The sequence below is a fragment of the Vibrio sp. 10N.286.48.B8 genome (genome assembly GCF_003050085.1).
GTDB classification, from domain to species: domain Bacteria; phylum Pseudomonadota; class Gammaproteobacteria; order Enterobacterales; family Vibrionaceae; genus Vibrio; species Vibrio crassostreae.
The window spans coordinates 61,666-83,954 of the sequence record NZ_PIGD01000014.1; the positions used below are offsets into that span (position 1 = coordinate 61,666).

A 22,289-nucleotide genomic window follows, 5' to 3' on the forward strand; every position below is an offset into this window, starting at 1 on the left:
TTCTTATATAGAGGAAAAACAGAAAAGGCTCTTACCTTTATCCTTCGCAAGCAAGTGATAATGGTAAGAGCCTTTTTTATTGCGTGTTAGCGATCATTGGTAGCAGATAACCGCCCTAGTAAGCGATCGGTTATACCGCGCCTTCAAACCCCATTTGTCGCCACGCTTCAAAAGCAATAATCGCAACCGCGTTAGATAGGTTTAGGCTGCGTGCGTCTGGCATCATTGGAATGCGAATGCGTTGTTCCATTGGCATGCTTTCGATGAACTCAGCAGGCAGGCCGCGTGTCTCTGGGCCAAACATCAACACATCACCTTGTTGGAATTTTGCATCCACGTGGTGACCTGTGGTTTTCGTTGTGCAAGCAAAAATACGGAAGTCACCTTCGCGTTCATTTTCTAGATACTCAAGGAAGGCTTCTAGGTTCTTGTGACGCTTCACACGCGCAAGGTCGTGGTAATCCAAGCCAGCACGACGAACTTTCTTCTCTTCAAAATCAAAGCCAAGCGGTTCAATCAGGTGCAGGTTTGCGCCGCAGTTAGCACATAGGCGGATGATGTTACCCGTATTGGGCGCAATTTCTGGTTCGTATAGAGCGATATCAAACATGTTGGTTCACAAGAATAATCAAAGATAGCCCGAGTATACGGTGGCAAGCTGAGTGAGTACAGTTCACCACCATTCGCTTACGCTTTATTCGTAAGTGCTTGTGCGTAGTTTTCAGATACGGCATTCCAATTCACCACATTCCACCATGCGTTGATGTAATCAGGGCGACGGTTTTGGTAGCTGATGTAGTAAGCGTGTTCCCAAACATCCAGCGCAAGAATTGGCTCACCATTGCTGGCGATGGTATCCATCCACGGGTTGTCTTGGTTTGAGGTTGAGATGATTTTCAGTTGTCCTTCTTCTACCACCAACCACGCAAAGCCTGAGCCGAAGGTATTGATTGCTGCTTGAGCGAACTGATCTTGGAACGTCTTGAAATCTCCGAATGTGCTCTTGATAGCATCACCAAGTTCGCCTGTCGGTTCTCCACCGCCGTCTTGCGACATACAATTCCAATACAAGATATGGTTGTAGTAGCCGCCACCATTGTTACGCACGGCAGGGCTGTGCTGCGAGATGTTAGCGAAGATTTCGGTCAGAGATTGCTGTTCTAGTTCGCTGCCAGACACCGCCGCAACAAACTTATCGTAGTAGGTTCTATGGTGCTTGCTGTAATGCACTTCCATCGTTTTGGCGTCAATGTAAGGTTCTAGGGCGTCGTAAGCGTAGGGTAGTTCAGGGAAAGTGTGCGACATGGTAAATCCTTCATAATTAGAGGATTTACCATAATGATAATAACAATCATTATCAACTGTGATCTTTGTAAGGGTATTACACCGGTAAGATAGGTAGGGTGATTTCGAGCTGCAATCCACCTAACTGGCTGCGGGTTGCTGTGATGGTTCCGCTGTGTTGGCGAATCGCACTTTCAGTAATGGTTAACCCAAGCCCTGTGCCTCCGGTATTACGATCACGGGCAGTTGAGACACGGTAGAAAGGCCTGAAGATAGAATCTAATTCATCATCAGGTACACCATCACCATTATCGTTGACGCAAATTGTTAGCTGATCTTGCACCACGTGGAACTGCACATCGACTTGGTCTTTGCCGTAGTAGATGGCATTACGCGTAATATTGTCTAGCGCACTCATCAGCAGCTTAGGGTTACCCGAAATAGAACGCTCGGGGATCTCCGAGAACGTCAGCTGTTTACCCATCTGCTCGGCTTCAAACTGTGCGTCTTTCAAGATCTCTTCCCACAGGCTCGAGATAGGTTGAACCTCACGAGTAATGTGGCTGTCGACCTGCATACGAGATAGCGTCAGTAGCTCACTGATCATCTGTTCCAAACGTTGTGCTTCGGTGTCAATGCGTTCTAACTCTTGGCTCTCACCTTGTTTACGAATTGCCAAAGCATTGGCCATACGCAGACGAGTCAGTGGGGAGCGGAGCTCGTGTGAAATATCAGAGAGCAGTCGCTGTTGCCCCGAAATCATTTGGTTCACCGCTTCTACCATCTGGTTAAAGCTTTCACCTGCTTGTCTAAACTCTGAAGTGCCTTTTTCAAGTGTTGGATCGACTTCAAATTGACCTTTCGCTACGCGCTGAGCTGCGCGTTCGAGCCTGCGAGCAGGTTGGCTCAAGGCCCAAGCTAACCATAGCAATAGCGGGGTACTTGCTAGCATTACCGCAAGCAATAGTTGTAAAGGTCTATCAAACAGTCGTAGCAAAAATGGCGGTGGTTGATTCCATTTCACTCCTGCGTACATCAGCAACTCTTCACCGGCAAGCGTAATAGGCACAGGCCCAGCCACCATGTAGTGCCCGTATAGCTTCTGCTTCGGCACTTCAGGGTTCTCAATTGAGGTCACAAAGTTTCGAATTGCCTTCAACTTGTAGTCTGAATGTCTCTTAGAGGTAAGGACTGCTCCTTCAAGGTCGGTTAAGTAGATGCGGGCGCGAGAATCCTTGCGGCTACGTGGTGCCTCAAGTTGGAACACAATTTTGCCCAGATTCGGTTCTTTGGCGTAGCGTTTCTCTGTGAATTTAGCGATACGCTCTAACTTATTGAGATGATCCGCGGGCACATCACGTGCTACACGTGGATCTAAATGGGGAAGTGACAGCACCGACAAAAGCACCAGTAACATGGTGAACCAAAAGATAGCAAAGATACGTCCATATAAGCTGGTGATTTTAGGGATACGCATTAATCTTCCTCTACCAATAAGTAACCACGGCCTCGTAAGGTTTTGATGCGAGATTTGCCGTCGCTACGCTCAGGAATCTTTTTACGCAGATTGGAGATGTGCATATCAATTGCGCGGTCAAACGCCGCAAGCCTTTTACCTAACACATCTAGGCTCAATGCTTCTTTGGTGATCACTTGCCCTGGATTTTGGATAAGGTGACTCAGTAGTGCGAACTCGGTTGTGGTGAGGTCGATGAGCTGACCATTGCAGTAGGCTTCTTGTTTACCAGGGAAGACTTCGATGTCTTGATATTGAACCTTGTCACTGACCGCTTTAGGTGCAGTGGTGGTTTGAGTCCGACGCAAAATGGCACGAATACGCGCTAACAACTCTCTGTCACTGAAAGGCTTAGGTAGATAATCGTCTGCGCCAAGTTCAAGGCCAATTACACGGTCGATCTCTTCGCCTTTTGCGGTCAGCATCAGCACGGGCGTTTCCCAATTTTCTCTCAGTTTCTTTAGTGTCTCCATGCCATTAAGACGCGGCATCATCACATCCAAAAGAATCAGGTCAATCTCATCATTGATAGCTTCAAGTCCCGCATAGCCATCATTGGCTTCGGAAACAGTGAAGCCCTCAAAGCTCAGAATGTCTTTGAGTAAGCTGGTTAACTCGGTGTCGTCATCAATAAGAAGAATGTTCGCCATTGGGAAGCCTTAATCGGTTATCTGCTATTTACAGGTTAATAATACTGCTAATTATTCGTCAACTTTCACTCTTTACGATTCTTTACGCTTTCTAAACGTCACTTTACGAGGGAAAGACTAATCTATATTCAAGCGCTGAGAAACAGACGCAACACATGACTTATTATACCGAATTGAGGCAACAATTATGAAAATGACTAAGAAACTTGTACTAGCAGCTGCGGCACTTCCACTTATTTTTGGTACAGCAAGCGCATATGCTTACGGTGGTGGTGATAAAGGCGACCACAAAGGCATGCACGGTAAATGTGGCGGCTTCGATAAGAAAGTGATGCGTCAGCTAGACCTGACTGATGCTCAAAAAGCAGAACTAAAAGAGATGCGAGAAGCGAACCGCGCTGAGATGAAAGCAAAACACTCAGGCAATAAAGCTGACAAGATGGCGAAAATGAAAGCGCATCAAGAGAAAGTTCAAGCATTGGTACTGGCTGACAACTTCGATGAAGCAGCAGCAAACGACCTAGCAAGCCAAATGGTTGAGAAGCAAACTGAGCGTCGCGTAGCAATGCTTAAGAAACAACATCAAATGATGAGCGTACTAACACCTGAGCAAAAGACTCAACTGAAAGAAATCCAACAAGAGCGCATGACTAAGTGTGCTGACAAAATGGAAAAACGCATGAACAAAGACAAGTAATTCATTGCTTGAGAAATCAGCGTTGCATGAAAGTGTTTAGAAAGAAGCGGCCGTGTGCCGCTTTTTTTGATCCTTAAAAATGAATGTTTTACATCATGGCTGTCATATTCAATTGGTTGTTTGCGGGTTATACTTTGTGCTATCAGTCACTTTATAGCCAAGTTATGAAACAAGAATACGCACGTTTAGTTACGCTCGCCGCTTGGGCAGCCACAACCATCGCCACTATTTTATTGATAGTGAAAGTCGCAGCGTGGTGGGTGACAGGTTCTGTGAGTCTGTTGGCTTCCGTCGTGGACTCCATGCTTGATATCGCAGCCTCTGTCGTTAACCTTATCGTGGTTCGCTACTCTCTGCAGCCTGCCGACAAAGAGCACACCTTTGGTCATGGTAAGGCCGAATCCCTTGCTGCATTAGCGCAAGCGATGTTTATTTCAGGCTCAGCATGTTTCCTTATTCTCAATGGTATTGAGCGCTTCTTCCGACCTCATGAACTGAACTCTCCAGAAATTGGTATCTACGTCAGCCTGTTCGCGATAGTGATGACCTTTGGTCTGGTTCGCTTCCAAAAACATGTGGTCAACAAAACGGGTAGCCAAGCTATTGCAGCCGATTCATTGCACTATCAATCAGACCTTTATATGAACGCCGCGATTATGCTAGCACTGGCATTGAGTTGGTTTGGGCTTGGCCAAGCGGACTCTGTATTTGCGGTCGGTATAGGTATCTACATTCTGTACAGCGCTTATCAAATGGCGATGGAAGCGGTTCAATCTCTGCTTGATCATAAGCTACCTGATGAAGAACTAAAGCAGATAAAAGAGACATCATTGAGCGTGGAAGGCGTTTTGGGTGTGCATCAATTACGAACGCGTCGTTCGGGGCCAATTCGCTTCATTCAACTGCATCTAGAATTAGAAGATAATATCCCACTTATTGAAGCGCATCGCATTTCAGACGAAGTAGAGGCTAAGCTTATCTCCGTGTTCCCTGATGCTGATGTATTAATTCACCAAGACCCGTATTCGGTCGTATTTGGACCAGAGAAGCAGCAGAAATTCCACTCGTGGTAATGCGTGCTAAAAATTAGCTGGCAAATGGTAAGTGGGTGGCTTTTGAACTAAAGTGAGTAAAAATTACTAACTCTTTGGTGATTCAAAAAACACCTTAGTAACAATTAATGTTGATTCTGATGTGAATCAACAAAGTTACTGAGTAAAACTGTAATACTCTTACAGAAGTAGAAATGTTACATAAATTTACGCGATTTAAGTGCTATTCCCTTTGAGGAAATGTAACATAAAGCACAAATACAGATTTAAAATCTTGTTGATATACAATCAGCAAGTACAAGAATTGAATAATAGATTCCCAAAAATCGAGGGTGAGCATGATTAAGAAGATCGGTGTTTTGACCAGTGGTGGTGACGCTCCAGGTATGAACGCAGCAGTTCGCGGCGTTGTTCGTACTGCGTTATCAGTTGGCATTGAAGTTTACGGCATTTACGACGGCTACCAAGGCCTTGTTGAAGACCGTATCGAAAAGCTTGACCGTTCAAGCGTATCTGACGTGATCAACCGTGGTGGTACTTTCTTAGGTTCTGCACGTTTCCCTGAGTTCAAAGACGTTGCTGTTCGTGAGAAAGGCATTGAGAACCTTAAGAAGCACGGCATCGAAGCACTTGTTGTTATCGGTGGTGACGGTTCTTACATGGGTGCTAAGAAACTGACTGAAATGGGTTACCCATGTATCGGTCTTCCAGGCACAATCGATAACGATATCGCGGGTACTGACTACACAATCGGCTACCTAACAGCGCTTAACACTGTTATTGATTCAATTGACCGTCTACGTGACACGTCTTCTTCTCACCAACGTATTTCTATTGTTGAAATCATGGGCCGTCACTGTGGTGACCTTACGCTTATGTCAGCAATCGCGGGTGGTTGTGAGTACATCATTACTCCAGAGACTGGCCTAGATAAAGAACAGCTTATCAGCAACATCCAAGATGGTATTGCTAAAGGTAAGAAGCACGCAATCATCGCTCTAACTGAGCTAATGATGGATGCGAACGAACTGGCTAAAGAGATCGAATCTTCAACTGGTCGTGAAACTCGTGCAACGGTTCTTGGTCACATCCAACGTGGTGGTCGTCCTACTGCATTTGACCGTGTACTGGCTTCTCGCATGGGTAACTACGCTGTTCACCTTCTTCAAGAAGGTCACGGTGGTCGTTGTGTTGGTATCGAGAAAGAAGAACTTGTTCACCACGACATCATCGACTGTATCGAGAACATGCAGAACCCAGACCGTTCTGAGCTGTTCCGCGTTGCAGAAGAGTTGTTCTAAGTCACGCCTAGCGTTCGCTTAAAGAATTTAAAAACCGCTGATTGTTCAGCGGTTTTTTTGTGCCTGCCGTTTGAGGTTTCTGGAATGACAGGCAACAAAAAAGGCCAACCTAAGTTGACCTTTCATCTAATCTAAACGGTGACGTTTAAATTAAGCTTTTGCTTCAGCTGCTGCTTTAGCGATAGCTGCGAAGCTTTTCGCGTCTAGAGCTGCGCCGCCAACTAGAGCACCGTCGATGTCTGGTTGTGCGAAGTAAGCTGCTGCGTTTTCTGGCTTAACAGAACCGCCGTATTGGATAACAACTTTCTTAGCAACTTCTTCAGATTTCTCTGCGATGTGTGCACGGATTTGAGCGTGGATGCGTTGTGCATCTTCAGCTGTAGCTGCTTTACCAGTACCGATAGCCCAGATTGGTTCGTAAGCGATGATAGCGCCTTCAAGAGCTTCAACACCTTGAGTGTTGATAACAGCGTCAAGTTGACGAGCACATACAGCAACAGTTTCGCCGGCTTCGTTTTGTGCTTCAGATTCACCGATACAAAGAACAGGAGTTAGGCCGTTCTCTTTTAGGAATGCGAATTTCTTAGCTACGAACTCATCTGATTCGTTGTGGTATTCACGACGCTCAGAGTGACCGATGATGATGTGAGATGCACCGAACTCTTTAAGCATTGCTGGAGACATGTCGCCAGTGAATGCACCGCTGTTGTTTAGGTCAGAGTTTTGAGCACCTAGGATGATCGCGCTGCCAGCTTCAGTAAGCGTACGCTCAGCAAGATCAACGAAAAGTGCTGGTGGAGCAACTGCTACGTCTACGCCTGTTACGCCTTCAAGTTCAGCGTTAAGACCGTTTAGTAGATCAACAACCATTTCTTTGCTGCCGTTTAGTTTCCAGTTACCCATAACTACAGGATGACGCATAGGAATATCTCCAAAGTATTTAAATAAATCGAATGTAAAAAAGTAAACTTTATTACGAAATAATATAACAGATTAATATCAACAGATCATGACTGTGGTCATGACTTTCTTGGATCTTACTCAATGGTCAGAGTAGATTTTGAGCATATATCAGTGATCCGGCAGACAGAATAATAGCTAACTTCTCGGATTTTTCATCGTTAGTTGTTATTAAGGGACAAACGATTGCGTTAACAACAGGAAGTAACAATGCCGAATCTAGTTCTAGAGTACTCCAATTCAGTGGATGAGCGAGTGAATATCCAAGGCTTACTGGAAGATCTCCACCAAGTCGCTCTCACATGTGGCTTGTTTGATGTGCCATCAGTGAAGTCTCGTTCACTGCGTTGCCATAATTGGTTGGTCGGTGATGAGGAAGATAGTGTAGACTTTATTCATATCAGCTTTGAGTTACTTTCGGGACGAACGGAAGAGCAAAAGCGAGAATTGTCACGATCGTTAATGCAGATCCTGCAAGAGCAAGCGAGTCATGTAAGAAGCTTAACGGTGAATATTCGTGATATGGATAAAAGTTGTTTTCAAAAAGTAATAAACTAACCATTGCTGCTGACTTTTAGCGGCGTATAAATTTGAGTATTTAAGATGTCGATGAAAGATTTACTGCTCTCTTTCAAGGGGAGAATTGGTCGTAAGACTTACTGGATTTGGAATATTTTCTACTACATAGCGATTACTGGTTTTGCTTCTGGTATCTCTGTGTTGTTCCCTGCTTATTCGTATATCCTGCTACCAATCTTCCTATTGATGCTTGTGATCCCAGATCTTGCGGTCACCGCTAAGCGCTGGCACGACCGCAATAAGTCGAATTACTGGCTATTGCTAAATGTGCCGCTAGTACTGGGTCGTTTAGCTTCGCCAATGGCTGCGACTACCACAGAGCCTGTATCGCCAATTCATATGGCGGCAACCGTCGCGGCATTAGTGTGTGGCTTATGGATTCTGATTGAGTGTGGCTTGTTGAAGGGCACTGAAGGCCGTAATGACTACGGCGAAGACCCATGTAAATATTGATAGATAAGAAGGGAGCATTAGGCTCCCTTTTTTCTTTTTAATGCCTTGCTACTTTCAGTACATTTTAGGTTCGGTATTCGGCTTAAAAGGCACGACATTTTCAGGCAGAGATTCTTTAAAGCCGCTGCGCCCTTCGAGTGCATCTTGGAACTTACAGACCTGACAGCGTAACTCTTGCATGAGCACGACATTGGCATGGTGTGGGTTTTTACAGCGACTAACCACTAAGTCGATGTGACTTTGTTGAGCGCGAAGCCTACCTTGCATGGTCTCTGAAGCCGAACAAATCATCTGTTCGCACATCTCGTGTTTGAATTGGTTGAATGCTTTAGGATCGCTTTTCGCGAGTTGGACAAGTTCGTCAAAGGGTGGCAGTTTTTGAGCGGGTTGAGGATGCGCCATCATTCCTTCCTTAGCATTAAGCGTGTTTCATATGCTATAAGCTTAAGAAAGAAATCTGTACAAATTTTAATCTATTTGTGTTTTCTCAATATTGAGACAGTATCAACCGTTTACCGTTACGATCAAAGTGCGGGTGTTAATGTGTAAGTACAGCGTCTCTCGCCAGCAATTATGTGCTCTGTACGGCTCACGTGACACTCACCTTTTAGTAACTCAGTAAACACATTGAGCTCAGATTGGCACAGGCTAGGGCAGCGAGTTGCAGCCTTGCAGATAGGGCAGTGGTTCTCAATCAAGATGTAGTGATCGTCATGCTCTTGAAGCTCTGCCATGTAGCCTTCGTCTTCACGAAGCTGGGTGAGTTTTTTAAGCTTGCTGATGAGTGAATCACAGTCAGACAGCGCAGTTTGATATTGCTTGAGTGTGTGTTGTTCACGCTCGGCCGCAACCTTAGCCAGCCCTTCTTTACCAAATAGATTCTCCACAGCATCAATCACTTGAATAGTGAGTTCACCATGTCGGTCTGTAAATTGGCTGTGGCCTTGTTGAGTCAGGGACCAGTGGCGAGTCGGGCGACCCACTTTCACTTTCACATCATGAAAAGCAAGAATACCGTCATCTTCCAGGCTTTGCAGATGTTGCCTTGCACCCATTGTCGTCATGCCAAATTCTTCTGACAGTTGTTTCGCGGTTACCGCGCCTTGACGCTTAATGGTCTGTAAGATTTTGTCGCTTGTTTTCATACTATCCCTACCTCATGAACCTTACTATTATGAGGCAAGGTGTTTATAAAGCAAACCATTTACTATATTGATGATGATTTACTCTATAGCTCGCGTTTTACTCTATCGGCAGCCATGATGAGATTCTACTGCGCCAATAAAGCAAAAGGCTGATACTTGGTATCAGCCTTCGAATATTCTGTTTCACCGAGTTTAGGCTTACAGGATATGACCTACTACTTCTGGATCTTTACGCTCTAGGTAGTGGATAGATTTGATGCGGCGAATCGTACGGCAGCGGCCACGGATAAGCAGAGTTTCTGTTGTTGCGATATTACCCTGACGAGTAATGCCTTCTAGCAAATCACCCTTAGTGATGCCCGTTGCTGAGAATACAACGTTGTCGCTGCGAGCCATGTCTTCCATCTTCAACACGATACCCGCTGTTACGCCCATTTCAGCACAACGCTCAAGCTCAAGTTCACCGTGTTTACGGTTCTCTGCTGTGTCGCCTTTCACTTCGTGGCGAGGCAGTAGACGACCGTGCATATCACCATCAAGTGCGCGAATTACCGCGGCAGAAACCACACCTTCAGGTGCGCCGCCGATGCAGTACATGACGTCCACTTCGCTGTCTGGCATACACGTTAAGATAGAAGCCGCAACATCACCGTCTGGCACAGCGAATACACGAACGCCCATAGCTTGCATGTCGGCGATGACTTGATCATGACGAGGCTTAGCCAGTGTGGTTACGACTAGAGTATCGAGTGTTTTACCTAACGCTTTAGCGATGTTTTCTAGGTTTTCTGTTAATGGTAGTTCTAGGTCAATCACACCTTTAGCACCTGGGCCTACAACCAACTTCTCCATGTACATATCAGGCGCTTTAAGGAAGCTGCCTTTTTCGCCTGCAGCCAATACAGCCAATGCATTTGATTGGCCCATTGCTGTCATGCGTGTCCCTTCAATTGGGTCAACTGCGATGTCGACAGCATCGCCGCCCACACCTACGTTTTCGCCGATGTACAGCATAGGTGCATCATCGATTTCACCTTCGCCGATAACGATCTCACCGCTAATTTCAGTTTTGTTTAATAGGCTACGCATTACTTCTACAGCAGCGCCATCTGCAGCGTTTTTATCGCCACGGCCAAGCCACTTGTAACCAGCTAGTGCTGCACCTTCTGTGACACGAGAGAATGACATTGCTAAATCGCGTTTCATGCGGACTCCAAAATTTTCAAAGGGGGAATAGAAATTTCGCGGCGAATTTTACCATATCCAAAAGGAAACGTTTGCCTTTTTGTTTTTTGGAGATTGCTCTCGATCAATTCGCAGTGGAAAACAGTTATTATTCATCAAAATAATCGGTTTGCCGTTGTGGCGCTAATCGTTCACGTCAATATTCGGTAAAAAGCGCTGTTTTTTTCATCGAATGGCGCAAAATATCGAATATATTGAGTGTTTATCCTTGCTCTGCTGAGTAGAATGGGGAAATAAGTGGAGTGAACCTTCACCATCAAACGGATAACTTAAAGGTAGGCCAGAATGTCTTTTGAAGTACTAGAGCAGCTAGAAGCAAAAATTCAAACAGCAGTAGATACAATTGCACTTCTTCAAATGGAAGTGGAAGAGCTTAAAGAAGAGAAACAAGCATTAGCAACAGAAGCTGGTGAGCTTAAAGCAAGCCGTCACGAACTAGAGCAAAAAACTCAGCAAATGCAGGAAGAGCATTCAGCATGGCAAGATCGCATCCGTAACCTTCTTGGTAAAATGGATGAAGTAGAGTAATCGACTCTTCAGATTTAAAAAAACGCCCGCTACTGAGTAGCGGGCGTTTTTGTTTGTATTCTTATGCTTCGTGTTCTTATGGTTTGTTTTATTATTTGAAGCTGAGTGAGAGTTACTCGATCTCTTCTTCTTCTTCAACATCCAGATCAAGTTCGACATCTAAAGGCTCTGCCGAAAGAATAATGCCGGTGTTATCAGCGTAGAGGTAATCTTCCGGTAAGAAGGTTACGCTGCCAAAGTTGACCGGTACGTCCAATTCGCCGACACCTTCTTGGCTCGCACCAACAGGGATAGAAGCCAAAGCCTGAATACCAATGTTCATGTCTTCTAGCTCATCGACTTCACGAACGCAGCCGTAAACCACAATACCTTCCCACTCATTGTCTTCGGCAAGTAGGGCAATCTCAGCATCGATCAGCGCTTTGCGTAGTGAGCCGCCACCATCGATTAACAACACACGCCCCAGACCATCTTGCTCTAATACGGAGCGAATCAAAGCATTGTCTTCAAAACACTTTAATGTCGTGATCTGTCCTGCGAAGGATGCACGTCCACCGAAGTTGCTGAACATGGGCTCCACGACATCAACTTGATCCAAATATATGTCGCACAGTGCTGAAGTGTTGTATTCCATTAGTATACCTTTTGAACAATGAGCTTACTTTGAGTATATCGGTGCTTGATCCCTTTGCAATGATTAGTCTCATTTAACTCAATAGAGTTTGAGCTACGACAACCCCTGCAAACAATAGGTTAGTGACCAGTGAGCATTTCACAATCACTGGCATCATTGGTGCAATCTGCGCTGGTTTTTCGGTTTCCCAAACGGCCTTGCCATGTTTGTAAACAATAACAATGCTCAATAAAAACGGCAGGCTGATCCAGACCGGTTTTTCTTGAATCAGTAGGTAGATAGCGAAAGAAGCAAGGGCGAGCCCAAGCAGTGCAAAATGATAGTGTTTGGCTTTGCGTTGCCCTAGGCGAACCGCCATGGTGCGCTTACCACATTCGCTGTCGTTCTCTATATCACGCATGTTGTTGATGTTGAGTACCGCAACCGCCATTAATCCACAGCCTAAGGCCGGAAGAAATAGGCTTGGCTCAACATGACCAGTGTGTAGGAAGTATGTGCCTGAAACGCCTAACAAACCGAAGAAGATAAATACCGATAAGTCGCCAAGGCCAATATAACCATAAGGTTTATTGCCCACTGTGTAAGCGATGGCAGCCATTATGGCTAATACGCCTAACGCGATGAAAGATAAGATGCTTTCAATCGAGGTTAAGGCATGAAAAATAAGAATCAGCCCAGCGAGCATGGTAAACACGATGTTGAGGATGATCGCTTGCTTCATGGTTTTCGCGGTCACCGCGCCGGATTGCATTGCGCGTGTTGGCCCCAGACGGTTTTCGTTGTCTGTGCCTTTTACTGCGTCACCATAGTCATTGGCTAGGTTCGATAAAATTTGTAATAAGGTGGCAGTTAAAAAAGCCAGTAGGGCTATTGATAGAGAAAACTGACCGCCGGCGAACGCTAAACTACTTCCTGTAAGAATAGAGACGAGTGCGAGAGGCAGAGTTTTTGGTCGTGCGGCATCAAGCCAAATCAGTAGAGATTGTTTCATCGTAGGTCTATTTCTTTGTAAGTCTTCGTTTCAAACTGTGATTTGAGTATACGCCCATTTTTCGGGTAATAAAAAGCCCACTCGAAAGTGGGCCTTGAATTCGCTTATTAGCTGCTATTTCTTTGAGATAGAGCAATAAGTTGGAGTTTTGTGTGCTACAGGATGAAGCGACTTAGGTCTTCGTCTTCCACGAGCTCGCCAAGCTTAGATATTACATAAGCTTCATCAATCAGCAATTTACTGCCTGCTCGGTCTGTTGCGTCAAATGAAATTTCATCCATTAGGCGCTCCATGACTGTGTGTAGACGACGCGCACCGATGTTTTCAGTGGTTTCGTTCACACGCCATGCTGCGTCTGCAATTTGGTTGATGCCATCTTCAGTGAACTCAATGCCGACATCTTCTGTTTTCATCAGGGCAATGTACTGTTCTGTCAGTGACGCCTTTGGTTCAGTAAGAATACGTTTGAAGTCATGTGCTGATAGTGCTTCAAGCTCTACGCGGATTGGCAGACGACCTTGCAGTTCAGGGATCAGGTCTGATGGCTTAGCTACTTGGAAAGCACCTGATGTGATAAACAAGATGTGGTCAGTTTTAACCATGCCGTGCTTCGTTGATACTGTGCTGCCTTCGATTAGAGGCAGTAGGTCGCGCTGAACACCTTCACGAGATACGTCTGGGCCTGAGCTGTCGCCACGCTTACAGATTTTGTCGATCTCATCGATGAATACGATGCCGTTGTTTTCAGCGTTGAAGATCGCGCTCTCTTTTAGCTCTTCCTGGTTCACAAGCTTCGCAGCTTCTTCTTCAGTCAGTGCTTTGAATGCGTCTTTGATTTTCATCTTACGCTTTTTCTTGGTGTCGCCAGCCAGGTTTTGGAACATGCCTTGTAGCTGATTAGTCATCTCTTCCATGCCAGGAGGTGACATGATTTCAACACCCATTTGTGGTGCCGCTACATCAACTTCGATCTCTTTGTCGTCTAGCTTACCTTCGCGCAGTTTCTTGCGAAAAATTTGGCGAGTGTTTGAAGAGGTGGTGTCTTCAGTTGATTGCTCGTTCTGACCCCAAGCATCACGTGCTGGTGGTAGAAGGGCATCAAGAATACGTTCTTCAGCTTGCTCTTCAGCGCGGTATTGTACTTTTTCCATCGCTTGTTGATGTGTCATCTTGATCGCAACGTCCGTTAGATCACGGATGATGGTCTCAACTTCTTTACCAACGTAGCCAACTTCGGTGAACTTAGTCGCTTCTACCTTGATGAACGGCGCATTAGCGAGTTTCGCTAGACGGCGAGCAATTTCAGTTTTACCCACACCGGTTGGGCCAATCATCAGGATGTTTTTTGGCGAAACTTCAACACGCAGGCTTTCTTCAAGCTGCATACGACGCCAGCGGTTACGTAGAGCGATAGCCACTGAACGCTTAGCGTTGTCTTGGCCGATAATGTGGCGATTGAGTTCGTGAACAATTTCGCGAGGAGTCATCTCAGACATGGTTTTTCCTTAATTCTTTAATCACTGTTGAATACAACGTTATTGATGGAAGCGGTCATTACTCTGGCTTTGGCAGCTCAACGGTGCTTTCTAGTTCTTCAATAGTGTGGTGATGGTTGGTGAATACACAGATATCGCCAGCAATGTTTAGCGACTTTTCTGCGATTTCACGCGCATCTAAATCAGTATTTTCTAATAGTGCAGTCGCTGCTGCTTGAGCGAAGTTACCGCCCGAACCGATCGCAATCAGGTCGTTCTCTGGTTGAACGACGTCACCGTTACCAGTGATGATCAGTGAAGCGGTTTCATCCGCGACTGCTAGCAGTGCTTCTAATTTACGTAGAGCACGGTCGCTACGCCAATCCTTCGCCAGCTCAACGGCAGCTTTGGTCAGGTGGCCTTGGTGCATTTGCAGCTTGCTTTCAAATTTTTCGAATAGCGTGAAAGCATCTGCCGTACCGCCAGCAAAACCAGCCAGTACTTTGTTGTTGTATAGGCGACGTACTTTACGGGCATTGCCCTTCATTACAGTATTGCCTAGAGATACTTGTCCATCACCCGCGATGACGACTTTATTATTACGACGTACAGATACAATGGTAGTCACGAGTAGGGCCTCTTAATATTTCTTATCTTTGGGTATAAAAAGTATATGAGGATGGTGCTCGGATAATTCAAGGAAGGGCGAGTGATGTCGCGCAACTTATCGGCGGAAGTTGTAAGGAAAACTGACTAAAGGGAGTAAATAAAAGAAAACCTCCACAATGGGAGGCTTTCGGTGTTTGGTTTTCGGCTTTTGCTAAGATTAAGACTGAGACTATCGCTAAATCTAATCGGTGTCTTTCCAAATAGCGCAAGGTTCGATTTTCGCCCGTTGCAGCTTATGACGATCGCGCTCGGCGTCACGCTTCAACTTGTATGGCCCTAGAACCACGCGGTACCAGCTACTGCCGTCTTTTTTACGGATTTCACTCGAGATACCTTGGAACGCAATATCTAACTTGCGCGTTTCTGCCTGTGCTGACGTTTTGTAAGCACCACACTGCATCACGTAAGGGATCTTAGAGATCTCTTGCTCTTTGGCTTTAACTTCAATCTCGCGGCTTGGCAGCGTTTCAACGTAGTCCCACTTCTCTTCTGGAGGCGGTGGAATCACTTTCGCTGGTTTTGGCTTAGGTTTTGGTTTGGTAGCCACAGGTGCTGGCGGCTCAGGATCATTACTCAATAAGTAAAGTCCATAACCAAAACCACCGGCAAGGAGGATCGCCAAAAGACCACTGCGCCAAGGTTTACGGCGAGGGGCTTGTTTCTTGGTCGGTTTTTTCGTGCCACGACCGCGCTTTACATAATCTCTATTAGCCACAAGACAATTCAATAGTTGCTGATTCTGTCCTCATGGTAATCCAGATTGCGCGAGGATAATAGTGCAGAAATGGAAGCGGCACATCAAAATGTGCCGCAGATTTATAAGGGTATTTCTGAGGGTTACATTCGAGGTGGTGCGGTGCTGCCTCTAACGACTAATTTAGCTTCAAGCAGACGCGAACCTGCTTGCACATCGTTGCCCTTCAATAGATCAAGCATCATCAACATCGCTTGGCGTCCAATCTCATAGCGAGGCTGAGAAATAGTGGTTAGCGGTGGATCGCAGTATTGAGCGAATTGGATGTCATCGAAGCCAACAATCGATAGGTCTTGAGGAACGCGTAAACCTAGCTTCTTCGCTTCTTGAATCGCACCAATCGCCATCGCATCGTTATGACAGAAGATCGCTGTAGGTTGTTCAGGAAGTGCAAGTAATTGACGAACCGCTTGCGCACCCGCTTCAAAGGTGAAATCGCCAACCGTGCTGTAAGCTGGGTTCATTGATACTCCAGCGCGGCGCAATGCTTGTTGGTAGCCTTGTTGACGGAACTTACACAGGGTTGCAGTCGTTGGCCCAGAGATCTGAGCGATGCGCTTATGACCTAACTGAGCGAGGTAATTCACGGCTTCAAATGCAGAGGTTAGGTTGTCGATGTGAACCGTTGGCAGTTCAAGCTCAGGTGCGAATTCACACGCCATAACCATTGGCGGTAAATTCTTTTGCTCAGGCTTACTGACATCAAACGGATGATCAGTACCAAGCAGTAGCATACCGTCTGCTTGTTTTGTGAAGACCAAGTTAACAAATGAAGACTCACGCTTCTTTTGTTGACCACTGTCACCCAGTAGCACGAGGTAGTCATTCTCTACAGCGGCATCTTCGATACCACGAATGATTTCGGCGAAGTAAGGGTCACAGATATCAGGAACGATAGTGATGATGGTTTTTGATTCGTTGCGACGTAAATTTCTAGCTAATGTATTGGGTGAGTATCCAGCTTCAAGTACTGCTGTCTCAACTCGTTTACGAGTAGAAACCGAGACTTTTTCAGGGTTCATCAATGCACGTGATACCGTTGCCGTTGAGACGCCTGCTAGCTGGGCAACATCCTTCATTGTCGCCATAAATTAAACCCTCTTTTAAGTTCCTTTGTCGCCTAAGTATTTAAGGCGTGAATAATTAATACAATCGGATAGATATTATGAAAGTGTTGCTAACACTTTTTTTATTGCAATATTTTATTCGTTTCATCCGTGTAAAGTTACGGCTAGATTAACAAAAATCACATGACTAGTGTGAGGTTGCTCACGAGAAATATGAAATATTTGTGAACAAACTTATCATTAGTTTTAACCCAAGTAGGTTTAGCTCAAATCTTGCGGCTCAATATCGAGTGACCAACGGACTTTTTTCGCAGCAGGTAACATATTAATTGCCGGCTTCGCACTCATTAATAACTTCTGCATTAACGAACGAGTCTGAGTTTGTAGAATCAATTGCCAGCGTGATTTGCCTGCTCGCTTGGCCAGTGGCGCTGGGGTGGGGCCTAGAACCATGCAATATTGGTCAAACAAGGGGTGCGATTCTAATGTATGACGAACCTGACGCAAGAACTCTTCCACCAAGCGAGTGTCATTGGCTTCTGCTCTAAACAGAGTCATAAAGGTATAAGGCGGTAACATTGCCTGCTTACGTTCTGCCAGCGCCGTCTGAGCAAAGTGGTTGTAGTCTTTATGCAGCAAAGCTTGCAGCAACCCATGTTCTGGGTGGTGAGTCTGTAAGATCACCTCACCGGGTTTGCTTGCTCGTCCTGCGCGTCCCGCTACTTGGATGAATAGCTGGGCAAGACGTTCAGACGCTCGGAAGTCACTGCTGTATAAAGAGCCATCGACATCCAATAACGCCACAAGTGTCACATCAGGGAAATGATGACCCTTAGCAAGCATCTGAGTGCCGATAAGAATTTGGAATTCACCCTTACGAATCGACTCGAGTGCGCTTTCTAAGCTGCCTTTACGGCGGGTGCTGTCGCGGTCAATACGAATGGTTTTGTATTCAGGGAATAGTTGGCCAAGCTGAGCCTCTAACTGCTCGGTACCGACACCCACTGTCACTAAGTTCGCAGACCCACAACCTTGGCAATTGTGCACGATATGCTGCTGAGAACCACAGTGGTGGCAGCGCATCTCATTACTGTATTGGTGATAGGTATAGTAAGCATCACAGCGTTTACATTCAGCTGTCCAACCACAGTCGTGACACATCAATGCCGGAGAGAACCCACGGCGATTGAGAAACAGCATCACTTGGTTACCTGCTTTGAGATGTCTTTGCATCTCTGCAATTAACGACGCAGACAAACCACTTTCCAGATATTCGCCTTTCACATCCAATACTTTATTGGTGGTCGGCAAAGCTACACCCGCACGTGAAGTAAGGGTGAGATAACTGTATTTGCCTATCTGAGCATTATGCAGCGTTTCAAAAGCGGGTGTTGCTGAACCTAACACAACCGGGATCTGCGCTTTATGAGCACGCATTATCGCCACATCACGAGCGTGGTAGCGCAGGCTGTCTTGCTGTTTATAAGAAGCATCGTGCTCTTCGTCGACAATGATAATACCCAGATCCGCAAACGGCGTGAACAGAGCCGAACGGGTACCAATTACGATACCTGCTATTTTATCGCGCGCTGATAACCAAGCATTCAGTCGCTCAGAATCGTTTAAACCCGAGTGGATAACCTCAACAGGCACATTAAAGCGTCGCTTAAAGCGGTTAATCGTTTGAGGGGTGAGGCCAATCTCAGGCACGAGTACTAACGCTTGTTTACCTTGATCGAGAATCGGCTTAATCATATTCAGGTAAACCTCGGTCTTACCTGAGCCAGTGACGCCTTCTAACAGGAAACAACCAAAGTCGGTTTGGCTATTTACGGTCGCAATCGCGATGGCTTGTTCGGCATTGAGCTTAGGTTTGTCTTGGTCGTTCTCAAGTTCAACTGGCCACGGTTGACGCTTCGGCTTTTTCTCTACCGATTCAATCCAGCCTTTCTCTTCTAGCGTTTTGAGTACGGCGCTGCCAACTTCTTCATCAATGAACTCTTGATGAGGAACCGGGCCGTGCTCAAGCATGTGCATCACTTTGGCTTGCTTGACCGCGCGACCAAAACCTTGCATCAGTTGGTCTTTGCCTGATGGCGTTAACTGCCATTCAACCAGCGTCGCGAAGTCGGCGGCTTTGCCTTTTCTTAGAGCGCTCGGAAGGGCGTTAGCAAAGGTTTCGCCAAGAGGGTACTGATAAAAATGACTACACCACATTAACAGTGAATAGACAGATTCCGGCCAAACGGGCTGATTGTCTAATAAGGCTTTAATGGGTTTGAGCTTATCGAGCTCGAATTCAGATTCGTTAACCAGAGCCGTTACAACACCGGTTAAGGTTTGTCGTCCAAAAGGCACAGAGACTCGTCCACCAATAATCGGAAATAGGTGGTTTGGAATCTTGTAATCGAACTGCTTGTCGAGTGGAACAGGCAGCGCCACACGGGCAATCATTGGACGCATAAAGGGACGGCTTTATCTGAGTTGACGAGAGCGAACAGTCTAAAGGATAAGGCGCTTAAATTCGAGAAGCAGTTTGGTTGAAGGCGGCGAGTTAGCGTATACAGACAACGACAGCCCGAAATCTCAGGCCGATAAAGGAAATAAAGAGAGAATTGGTGAAAAATGTATCAAATCAGTTGATCCTACCTTATAGATTCATTACTATACTGCGCCTTAAAGGTATGGCTTCATCACTCTTTTGTGTCGATGCGGTGTCTTTATTTCTTTTTTAAACTACGTGTGGTGTGCGGCTTAGAATCGTATAGCGACACGGCCTACTTGAGGTTATCCCATGAAAGCTGGAATCCACCCAGAATACAAAGCAGTTACTGCAACTTGTTCTTGCGGCAACACATTTGAGTTCAACTCAACTCTTGCAAAAGAATCTATCCACCTAGACGTATGTGACAAATGTCACCCGTTCTACACTGGTAAGCAACGTATCGTAGATACTGGCGGCCGTGTTGATCGCTTCAACAAGCGTTTTGGTGCTCTTTCTAGCAAGAAGTAATTCTCGCTATTTAGACATGAAAAAGGACACTTCGGTGTCCTTTTTTGTTGCCTGCAATTTAAGAAAGCACTGATTTTCATTCAAGCTTCAATCCCGCCCAACGATTAAGGTGCCTACCTTTCTATTGCAGGGCAATTCCTTGCGTATCTCTCTTCACCAAAATTCAGCTCGAAAGTTCAACAAGCGACAGTAATTTCAACTGCTCACTGGTCTTATTAGTAGTGAAATCTCGTTTTTTAATGAGACAGAGGCTCCAACCACCTAGGAACTTTGAAGTACATCCATTAACATGAACAAGATCCCCCAAATAATAATATCCTAGGAACCTACACCTATGTCTGAAGACAGCAGCCAAGCTCAATCCTCTCAAGAATTATCGCCTCAAGAACAATTCCGTCAGCAAGCTCTTGATTATCATGAGTTCCCGATTCCAGGCAAAATTGCCGTAGAACTGACGAAGTCTGCAAACTCTGCAGAAGACCTAGCACTTGCATACAGCCCAGGCGTGGCTGAGCCTGTTCGCGAGATCGCACAGAACGTTGATAACGTCTATAAGTACACAGGTAAGGGCAACATGGTTGCTGTTATCTCTAACGGTACAGCGATTCTTGGCCTAGGTAACCTTGGTCCTATTGCTTCTAAACCTGTAATGGAAGGTAAAGCGCTACTGTTTAAGCGTTTTGCTGGTTTAGATTCTATCGATATTGAAGTAAAACACCGCACAATCGATGAGTTCGTTGATACGGTTGCGAATATCGCAGATACATTCGGCGGTATTAACCTGGAAGACATCAAAGCACCAGACTGTTTTGAGATTGAACGTCGCCTGATTGAGCGTTGTGATGTACCGGTATTCCACGATGACCAACACGGTACTGCGATTGTAACGGCAGCGGGTATGCTGAACGCGATCGAACTTCAAGGTAAGAAACTTGAAGAGTGTAAGATCGTTTGTTTAGGTGCTGGCGCAGCAGCGGTTGCATGTATGGAACTACTGATTAAGTGTGGCGCTCAGCGTGAGAAGATTTACATGCTTGACCGTAAAGGCGTGATTCACACTCGTCGTGATGATCTGAACGAATACAAAGAGCTATTCGCAAACAACACGGATAAGCGCACACTTGAAGATGTTATCGAAGGCGCTGACCTGTTCTTAGGTGTATCGGGTCCTAACCTACTGCCTGCTGAAGCACTAACGTTGATGGCTGATAAGCCAGTTGTGTTTGCATGTTCAAACCCAGATCCAGAGATCAAACCTGAGCTTGCACACGAAGTTCGTTCTGACCTTATCATGGGTACAGGCCGTAGTGATTACCCTAACCAAGTAAACAACGTACTTTGTTTCCCATTCATTTTCCGTGGTGCATTAGATGTGCGTGCAAGCGAAATCAATGACGAAATGAAGCTAGCGGCGGTTAAAGCGATTCGTGAACTGGCGAAAGAAGCAGTTCCAGCTGAAGTACTAGCAGCGGCGGGTGAGACCGCACTGGAATTTGGTAAAGGCTACATCATTCCTAAGCCAATGGACCCACGTCTACTTCCTCGCGTAGCACGAGCAGTTGCGGAAGCGGCTGTTGAATCTGGCGTAGCTCGTATCGAGATGCCTGCTAACTACATGGCGTAGTAGCTGCTGCTCTATTGAGAGAAAAGGATAATAAAAAACCGACTCATCTGGAGTCGGTTTTTTTATGTCTATCATTCGCAGCGTAGTCATAAAAACGCAATGCATAATGTGATAGATGGGTCAGCTATAGCGAATCAATAATGAAGGCAGTGACTGAGTTGTTTTATTCTTCGTCAAACGCTTCGAACTCGATACCCATTTCTGTCATCAGTTTTTTAACTTCAGCAGGGATATCGTCAGGACGATCTTTACGAAGGTCTTCATCCGTTGGTAGTGGTTGGCCTGTGTACGCATGTAGAAAGGCTTCGCACAGTAGCTCACTGTTTGTTGCATGGCGTAGGTTATTAATCTGGCGGCGAGTACGCTCGTCAGTAAGAACCTTTAACACTTTTAGAGGGATAGAAACTGTAATTTTCTTTACTTGTTCGCTTTTCTTTCCATGCTCAGCATATGGGCTTATGTATTCACCATTCCAGTCGGCCATTGCGTACCTTCATCACTTTAGTTGTTAGAATAAATTAATAGTGGTGATTTTAGCGGGATTTACTGCCATAAGCAAAGACATATAGACGTCTAGAAGTGTTGACGTCTCACGTTTATGAAAGTAAAGTGAATAACATATATCTAACACAGCCGCAAAATGCCGACAAGC

Annotated in this window: 24 protein-coding genes; 8 read left to right on the forward strand and 16 right to left on the reverse strand. The window is 45.7% G+C overall.

Annotated features, from left to right (window positions below; all coding sequences use genetic code 11):
• Positions 1 to 130: 130 nt before the first annotated feature.
• From trmL to CWO08_RS16265, 4 genes are all read right to left on the reverse strand, one after another.
• On the reverse strand, positions 131 to 610 hold the full coding sequence (gene trmL / locus CWO08_RS16250) for a tRNA (uridine(34)/cytosine(34)/5-carboxymethylaminomethyluridine(34)-2'-O)-methyltransferase TrmL (RefSeq protein ID WP_009844716.1): 480 nt from the start codon (positions 608 to 610) through the stop codon (positions 131 to 133).
• A gap of 77 nt (positions 611 to 687) precedes the next feature.
• A complete protein-coding gene (locus CWO08_RS16255; RefSeq protein ID WP_108020779.1) occupies positions 688 to 1,305 on the reverse strand; it encodes a superoxide dismutase in 618 nt (205 codons plus the stop codon).
• 76 nt (positions 1,306 to 1,381) lie between these two features.
• Complete coding sequence (cpxA, locus tag CWO08_RS16260; RefSeq protein ID WP_108020780.1) at positions 1,382 to 2,761, reverse strand: envelope stress sensor histidine kinase CpxA; 1,380 nt, start codon at positions 2,759 to 2,761, stop codon at positions 1,382 to 1,384.
• The gene (locus CWO08_RS16265; protein WP_048659190.1) at positions 2,761 to 3,450 is read right to left on the reverse strand and encodes a response regulator; all 690 of its coding nucleotides are present in this window, start codon (positions 3,448 to 3,450) and stop codon (positions 2,761 to 2,763) included. Before CWO08_RS16265 ends, cpxA begins: the two co-directional genes overlap by 1 nt.
• Positions 3,451 to 3,637: 187 nt before the next feature.
• Between CWO08_RS16265 and CWO08_RS16270 the strand changes: the two genes are divergently transcribed.
• The 3 genes from CWO08_RS16270 (at position 3,638) to pfkA (ending at position 6,500) form a co-directional block, all read left to right on the forward strand.
• Complete coding sequence (locus CWO08_RS16270; RefSeq protein ID WP_048663014.1) at positions 3,638 to 4,147, forward strand: CpxP family protein; 510 nt, start codon at positions 3,638 to 3,640, stop codon at positions 4,145 to 4,147.
• Positions 4,148 to 4,311: 164 nt separating this feature from the next.
• A complete protein-coding gene (fieF, locus tag CWO08_RS16275) occupies positions 4,312 to 5,220 on the forward strand; it encodes a CDF family cation-efflux transporter FieF (protein WP_048659217.1) in 909 nt (302 codons plus the stop codon).
• A gap of 317 nt (positions 5,221 to 5,537) precedes the next feature.
• Positions 5,538 to 6,500 (forward strand): 6-phosphofructokinase, encoded by a 963-nt coding sequence (pfkA, locus tag CWO08_RS16280; RefSeq protein ID WP_017061160.1) that lies wholly within the window; start codon positions 5,538 to 5,540, stop codon positions 6,498 to 6,500.
• A gap of 150 nt (positions 6,501 to 6,650) precedes the next feature.
• Here pfkA and tpiA read toward each other — a convergent pair whose 3' ends face one another.
• The gene (tpiA, locus tag CWO08_RS16285; RefSeq protein WP_017061158.1) at positions 6,651 to 7,421 is read right to left on the reverse strand and encodes a triose-phosphate isomerase; all 771 of its coding nucleotides are present in this window, start codon (positions 7,419 to 7,421) and stop codon (positions 6,651 to 6,653) included.
• Between the two features lie 249 nt (positions 7,422 to 7,670).
• Between tpiA and CWO08_RS16290 the strand changes: the two genes are divergently transcribed.
• Both CWO08_RS16290 and CWO08_RS16295 read left to right on the forward strand, forming a co-directional pair.
• Complete coding sequence (locus tag CWO08_RS16290; protein WP_017061157.1) at positions 7,671 to 8,018, forward strand: 5-carboxymethyl-2-hydroxymuconate Delta-isomerase; 348 nt, start codon at positions 7,671 to 7,673, stop codon at positions 8,016 to 8,018.
• A 45-nt stretch (positions 8,019 to 8,063) separates the two neighbouring features.
• On the forward strand, positions 8,064 to 8,492 hold the full coding sequence (locus CWO08_RS16295) for a DUF805 domain-containing protein (protein WP_048659188.1): 429 nt from the start codon (positions 8,064 to 8,066) through the stop codon (positions 8,490 to 8,492).
• Positions 8,493 to 8,546: 54 nt separating this feature from the next.
• Here the strand turns inward: CWO08_RS16295 and CWO08_RS16300 are convergent, their stop codons facing one another.
• From CWO08_RS16300 to glpX, 3 genes are all read right to left on the reverse strand, one after another.
• Positions 8,547 to 8,894 carry a DUF3135 domain-containing protein gene (locus CWO08_RS16300; RefSeq protein ID WP_102433318.1) on the reverse strand — a complete coding sequence of 116 codons (348 nt, stop codon included), beginning with the start codon at positions 8,892 to 8,894 and terminating at the stop codon, positions 8,547 to 8,549.
• Positions 8,895 to 9,016: 122 nt separating this feature from the next.
• Entirely contained in the window at positions 9,017 to 9,637 is a 621-nt protein-coding gene (locus CWO08_RS16305) for a metalloregulator ArsR/SmtB family transcription factor (protein ID WP_102433317.1), read from the reverse strand.
• Between the two features lie 198 nt (positions 9,638 to 9,835).
• Positions 9,836 to 10,843, reverse strand: coding sequence for a class II fructose-bisphosphatase (glpX, locus tag CWO08_RS16310; RefSeq protein WP_048659185.1), 1,008 nt, complete (start codon positions 10,841 to 10,843; stop codon positions 9,836 to 9,838).
• A 324-nt stretch (positions 10,844 to 11,167) separates the two neighbouring features.
• On the opposite strand from glpX, the gene zapB reads away from it, so the two are divergent.
• On the forward strand, positions 11,168 to 11,410 hold the full coding sequence (zapB, locus tag CWO08_RS16315) for a cell division protein ZapB (protein WP_008219652.1): 243 nt from the start codon (positions 11,168 to 11,170) through the stop codon (positions 11,408 to 11,410).
• A gap of 112 nt (positions 11,411 to 11,522) precedes the next feature.
• Here the strand turns inward: zapB and rraA are convergent, their stop codons facing one another.
• The 7 genes from rraA to priA all read right to left on the reverse strand — a co-directional run bounded on the left by rraA (position 11,523) and on the right by priA (position 19,463).
• Positions 11,523 to 12,044: a ribonuclease E activity regulator RraA gene (gene rraA / locus CWO08_RS16320; protein WP_054542259.1), complete on the reverse strand. Its 522-nt coding sequence runs from the start codon at positions 12,042 to 12,044 to the stop codon at positions 11,523 to 11,525.
• 73 nt (positions 12,045 to 12,117) lie between these two features.
• Positions 12,118 to 13,035: a 1,4-dihydroxy-2-naphthoate polyprenyltransferase gene (locus tag CWO08_RS16325; protein WP_017080187.1), complete on the reverse strand. Its 918-nt coding sequence runs from the start codon at positions 13,033 to 13,035 to the stop codon at positions 12,118 to 12,120.
• 155 nt (positions 13,036 to 13,190) lie between these two features.
• Positions 13,191 to 14,531: an HslU--HslV peptidase ATPase subunit gene (gene hslU, locus CWO08_RS16330; protein WP_017077598.1), complete on the reverse strand. Its 1,341-nt coding sequence runs from the start codon at positions 14,529 to 14,531 to the stop codon at positions 13,191 to 13,193.
• Positions 14,532 to 14,589: 58 nt separating this feature from the next.
• A complete protein-coding gene (hslV, locus tag CWO08_RS16335) occupies positions 14,590 to 15,138 on the reverse strand; it encodes an ATP-dependent protease subunit HslV (RefSeq protein WP_004729692.1) in 549 nt (182 codons plus the stop codon).
• Between the two features lie 222 nt (positions 15,139 to 15,360).
• On the reverse strand, positions 15,361 to 15,894 hold the full coding sequence (ftsN, locus tag CWO08_RS16340; RefSeq protein ID WP_108020781.1) for a cell division protein FtsN: 534 nt from the start codon (positions 15,892 to 15,894) through the stop codon (positions 15,361 to 15,363).
• 122 nt (positions 15,895 to 16,016) lie between these two features.
• Positions 16,017 to 17,021 (reverse strand): DNA-binding transcriptional regulator CytR, encoded by a 1,005-nt coding sequence (gene cytR / locus CWO08_RS16345; RefSeq protein WP_004729690.1) that lies wholly within the window; start codon positions 17,019 to 17,021, stop codon positions 16,017 to 16,019.
• Between the two features lie 240 nt (positions 17,022 to 17,261).
• Positions 17,262 to 19,463: a primosomal protein N' gene (gene priA, locus CWO08_RS16350; protein WP_102530067.1), complete on the reverse strand. Its 2,202-nt coding sequence runs from the start codon at positions 19,461 to 19,463 to the stop codon at positions 17,262 to 17,264.
• A 331-nt stretch (positions 19,464 to 19,794) separates the two neighbouring features.
• Here priA and rpmE point away from each other — a divergent pair, with 331 nt between their 5' ends.
• Positions 19,795 to 20,013: a 50S ribosomal protein L31 gene (gene rpmE, locus CWO08_RS16355; protein ID WP_004737142.1), complete on the forward strand. Its 219-nt coding sequence runs from the start codon at positions 19,795 to 19,797 to the stop codon at positions 20,011 to 20,013.
• A 334-nt stretch (positions 20,014 to 20,347) separates the two neighbouring features.
• Positions 20,348 to 21,637, forward strand: a complete 1,290-nt coding sequence (locus CWO08_RS16360; protein WP_108020782.1) for a malic enzyme-like NAD(P)-binding protein — start codon at positions 20,348 to 20,350, stop codon at positions 21,635 to 21,637.
• Positions 21,638 to 21,800: 163 nt separating this feature from the next.
• Here CWO08_RS16360 and metJ read toward each other — a convergent pair whose 3' ends face one another.
• Positions 21,801 to 22,121, reverse strand: coding sequence for a met regulon transcriptional regulator MetJ (metJ, locus tag CWO08_RS16365; protein WP_004415993.1), 321 nt, complete (start codon positions 22,119 to 22,121; stop codon positions 21,801 to 21,803).
• Positions 22,122 to 22,289 lie beyond the last annotated feature (168 nt).

Bases quoted from the DNA above. Each gene is read 5' to 3' on its own strand.
- trmL (WP_009844716.1), bottom strand. From the start codon at position 610: ATGTTTGATATCGCTCTATACGAACCAGAAATTGCGCCCAATACGGGT.
- CWO08_RS16255 (WP_108020779.1), bottom strand. From the start codon at position 1,305: ATGTCGCACACTTTCCCTGAACTACCCTACGCTTACGACGCCCTAGAA.
- cpxA (WP_108020780.1), bottom strand. From the start codon at position 2,761: ATGCGTATCCCTAAAATCACCAGCTTATATGGACGTATCTTTGCTATC.
- CWO08_RS16265 (WP_048659190.1), bottom strand. From the start codon at position 3,450: ATGGCGAACATTCTTCTTATTGATGACGACACCGAGTTAACCAGCTTA.
- CWO08_RS16270 (WP_048663014.1), top strand. From the start codon at position 3,638: ATGAAAATGACTAAGAAACTTGTACTAGCAGCTGCGGCACTTCCACTT.
- fieF (WP_048659217.1), top strand. From the start codon at position 4,312: ATGAAACAAGAATACGCACGTTTAGTTACGCTCGCCGCTTGGGCAGCC.
- pfkA (WP_017061160.1), top strand. From the start codon at position 5,538: ATGATTAAGAAGATCGGTGTTTTGACCAGTGGTGGTGACGCTCCAGGT.
- tpiA (WP_017061158.1), bottom strand. From the start codon at position 7,421: ATGCGTCATCCTGTAGTTATGGGTAACTGGAAACTAAACGGCAGCAAA.
- CWO08_RS16290 (WP_017061157.1), top strand. From the start codon at position 7,671: ATGCCGAATCTAGTTCTAGAGTACTCCAATTCAGTGGATGAGCGAGTG.
- CWO08_RS16295 (WP_048659188.1), top strand. From the start codon at position 8,064: ATGTCGATGAAAGATTTACTGCTCTCTTTCAAGGGGAGAATTGGTCGT.
- CWO08_RS16300 (WP_102433318.1), bottom strand. From the start codon at position 8,894: ATGGCGCATCCTCAACCCGCTCAAAAACTGCCACCCTTTGACGAACTT.
- CWO08_RS16305 (WP_102433317.1), bottom strand. From the start codon at position 9,637: ATGAAAACAAGCGACAAAATCTTACAGACCATTAAGCGTCAAGGCGCG.
- glpX (WP_048659185.1), bottom strand. From the start codon at position 10,843: ATGAAACGCGATTTAGCAATGTCATTCTCTCGTGTCACAGAAGGTGCA.
- zapB (WP_008219652.1), top strand. From the start codon at position 11,168: ATGTCTTTTGAAGTACTAGAGCAGCTAGAAGCAAAAATTCAAACAGCA.
- rraA (WP_054542259.1), bottom strand. From the start codon at position 12,044: ATGGAATACAACACTTCAGCACTGTGCGACATATATTTGGATCAAGTT.
- CWO08_RS16325 (WP_017080187.1), bottom strand. From the start codon at position 13,035: ATGAAACAATCTCTACTGATTTGGCTTGATGCCGCACGACCAAAAACT.
- hslU (WP_017077598.1), bottom strand. From the start codon at position 14,531: ATGTCTGAGATGACTCCTCGCGAAATTGTTCACGAACTCAATCGCCAC.
- cytR (WP_004729690.1), bottom strand. From the start codon at position 17,021: ATGGCGACAATGAAGGATGTTGCCCAGCTAGCAGGCGTCTCAACGGCA.
- priA (WP_102530067.1), bottom strand. From the start codon at position 19,463: ATGCGTCCAATGATTGCCCGTGTGGCGCTGCCTGTTCCACTCGACAAG.
- rpmE (WP_004737142.1), top strand. From the start codon at position 19,795: ATGAAAGCTGGAATCCACCCAGAATACAAAGCAGTTACTGCAACTTGT.
- CWO08_RS16360 (WP_108020782.1), top strand. From the start codon at position 20,348: ATGTCTGAAGACAGCAGCCAAGCTCAATCCTCTCAAGAATTATCGCCT.
- metJ (WP_004415993.1), bottom strand. From the start codon at position 22,121: ATGGCCGACTGGAATGGTGAATACATAAGCCCATATGCTGAGCATGGA.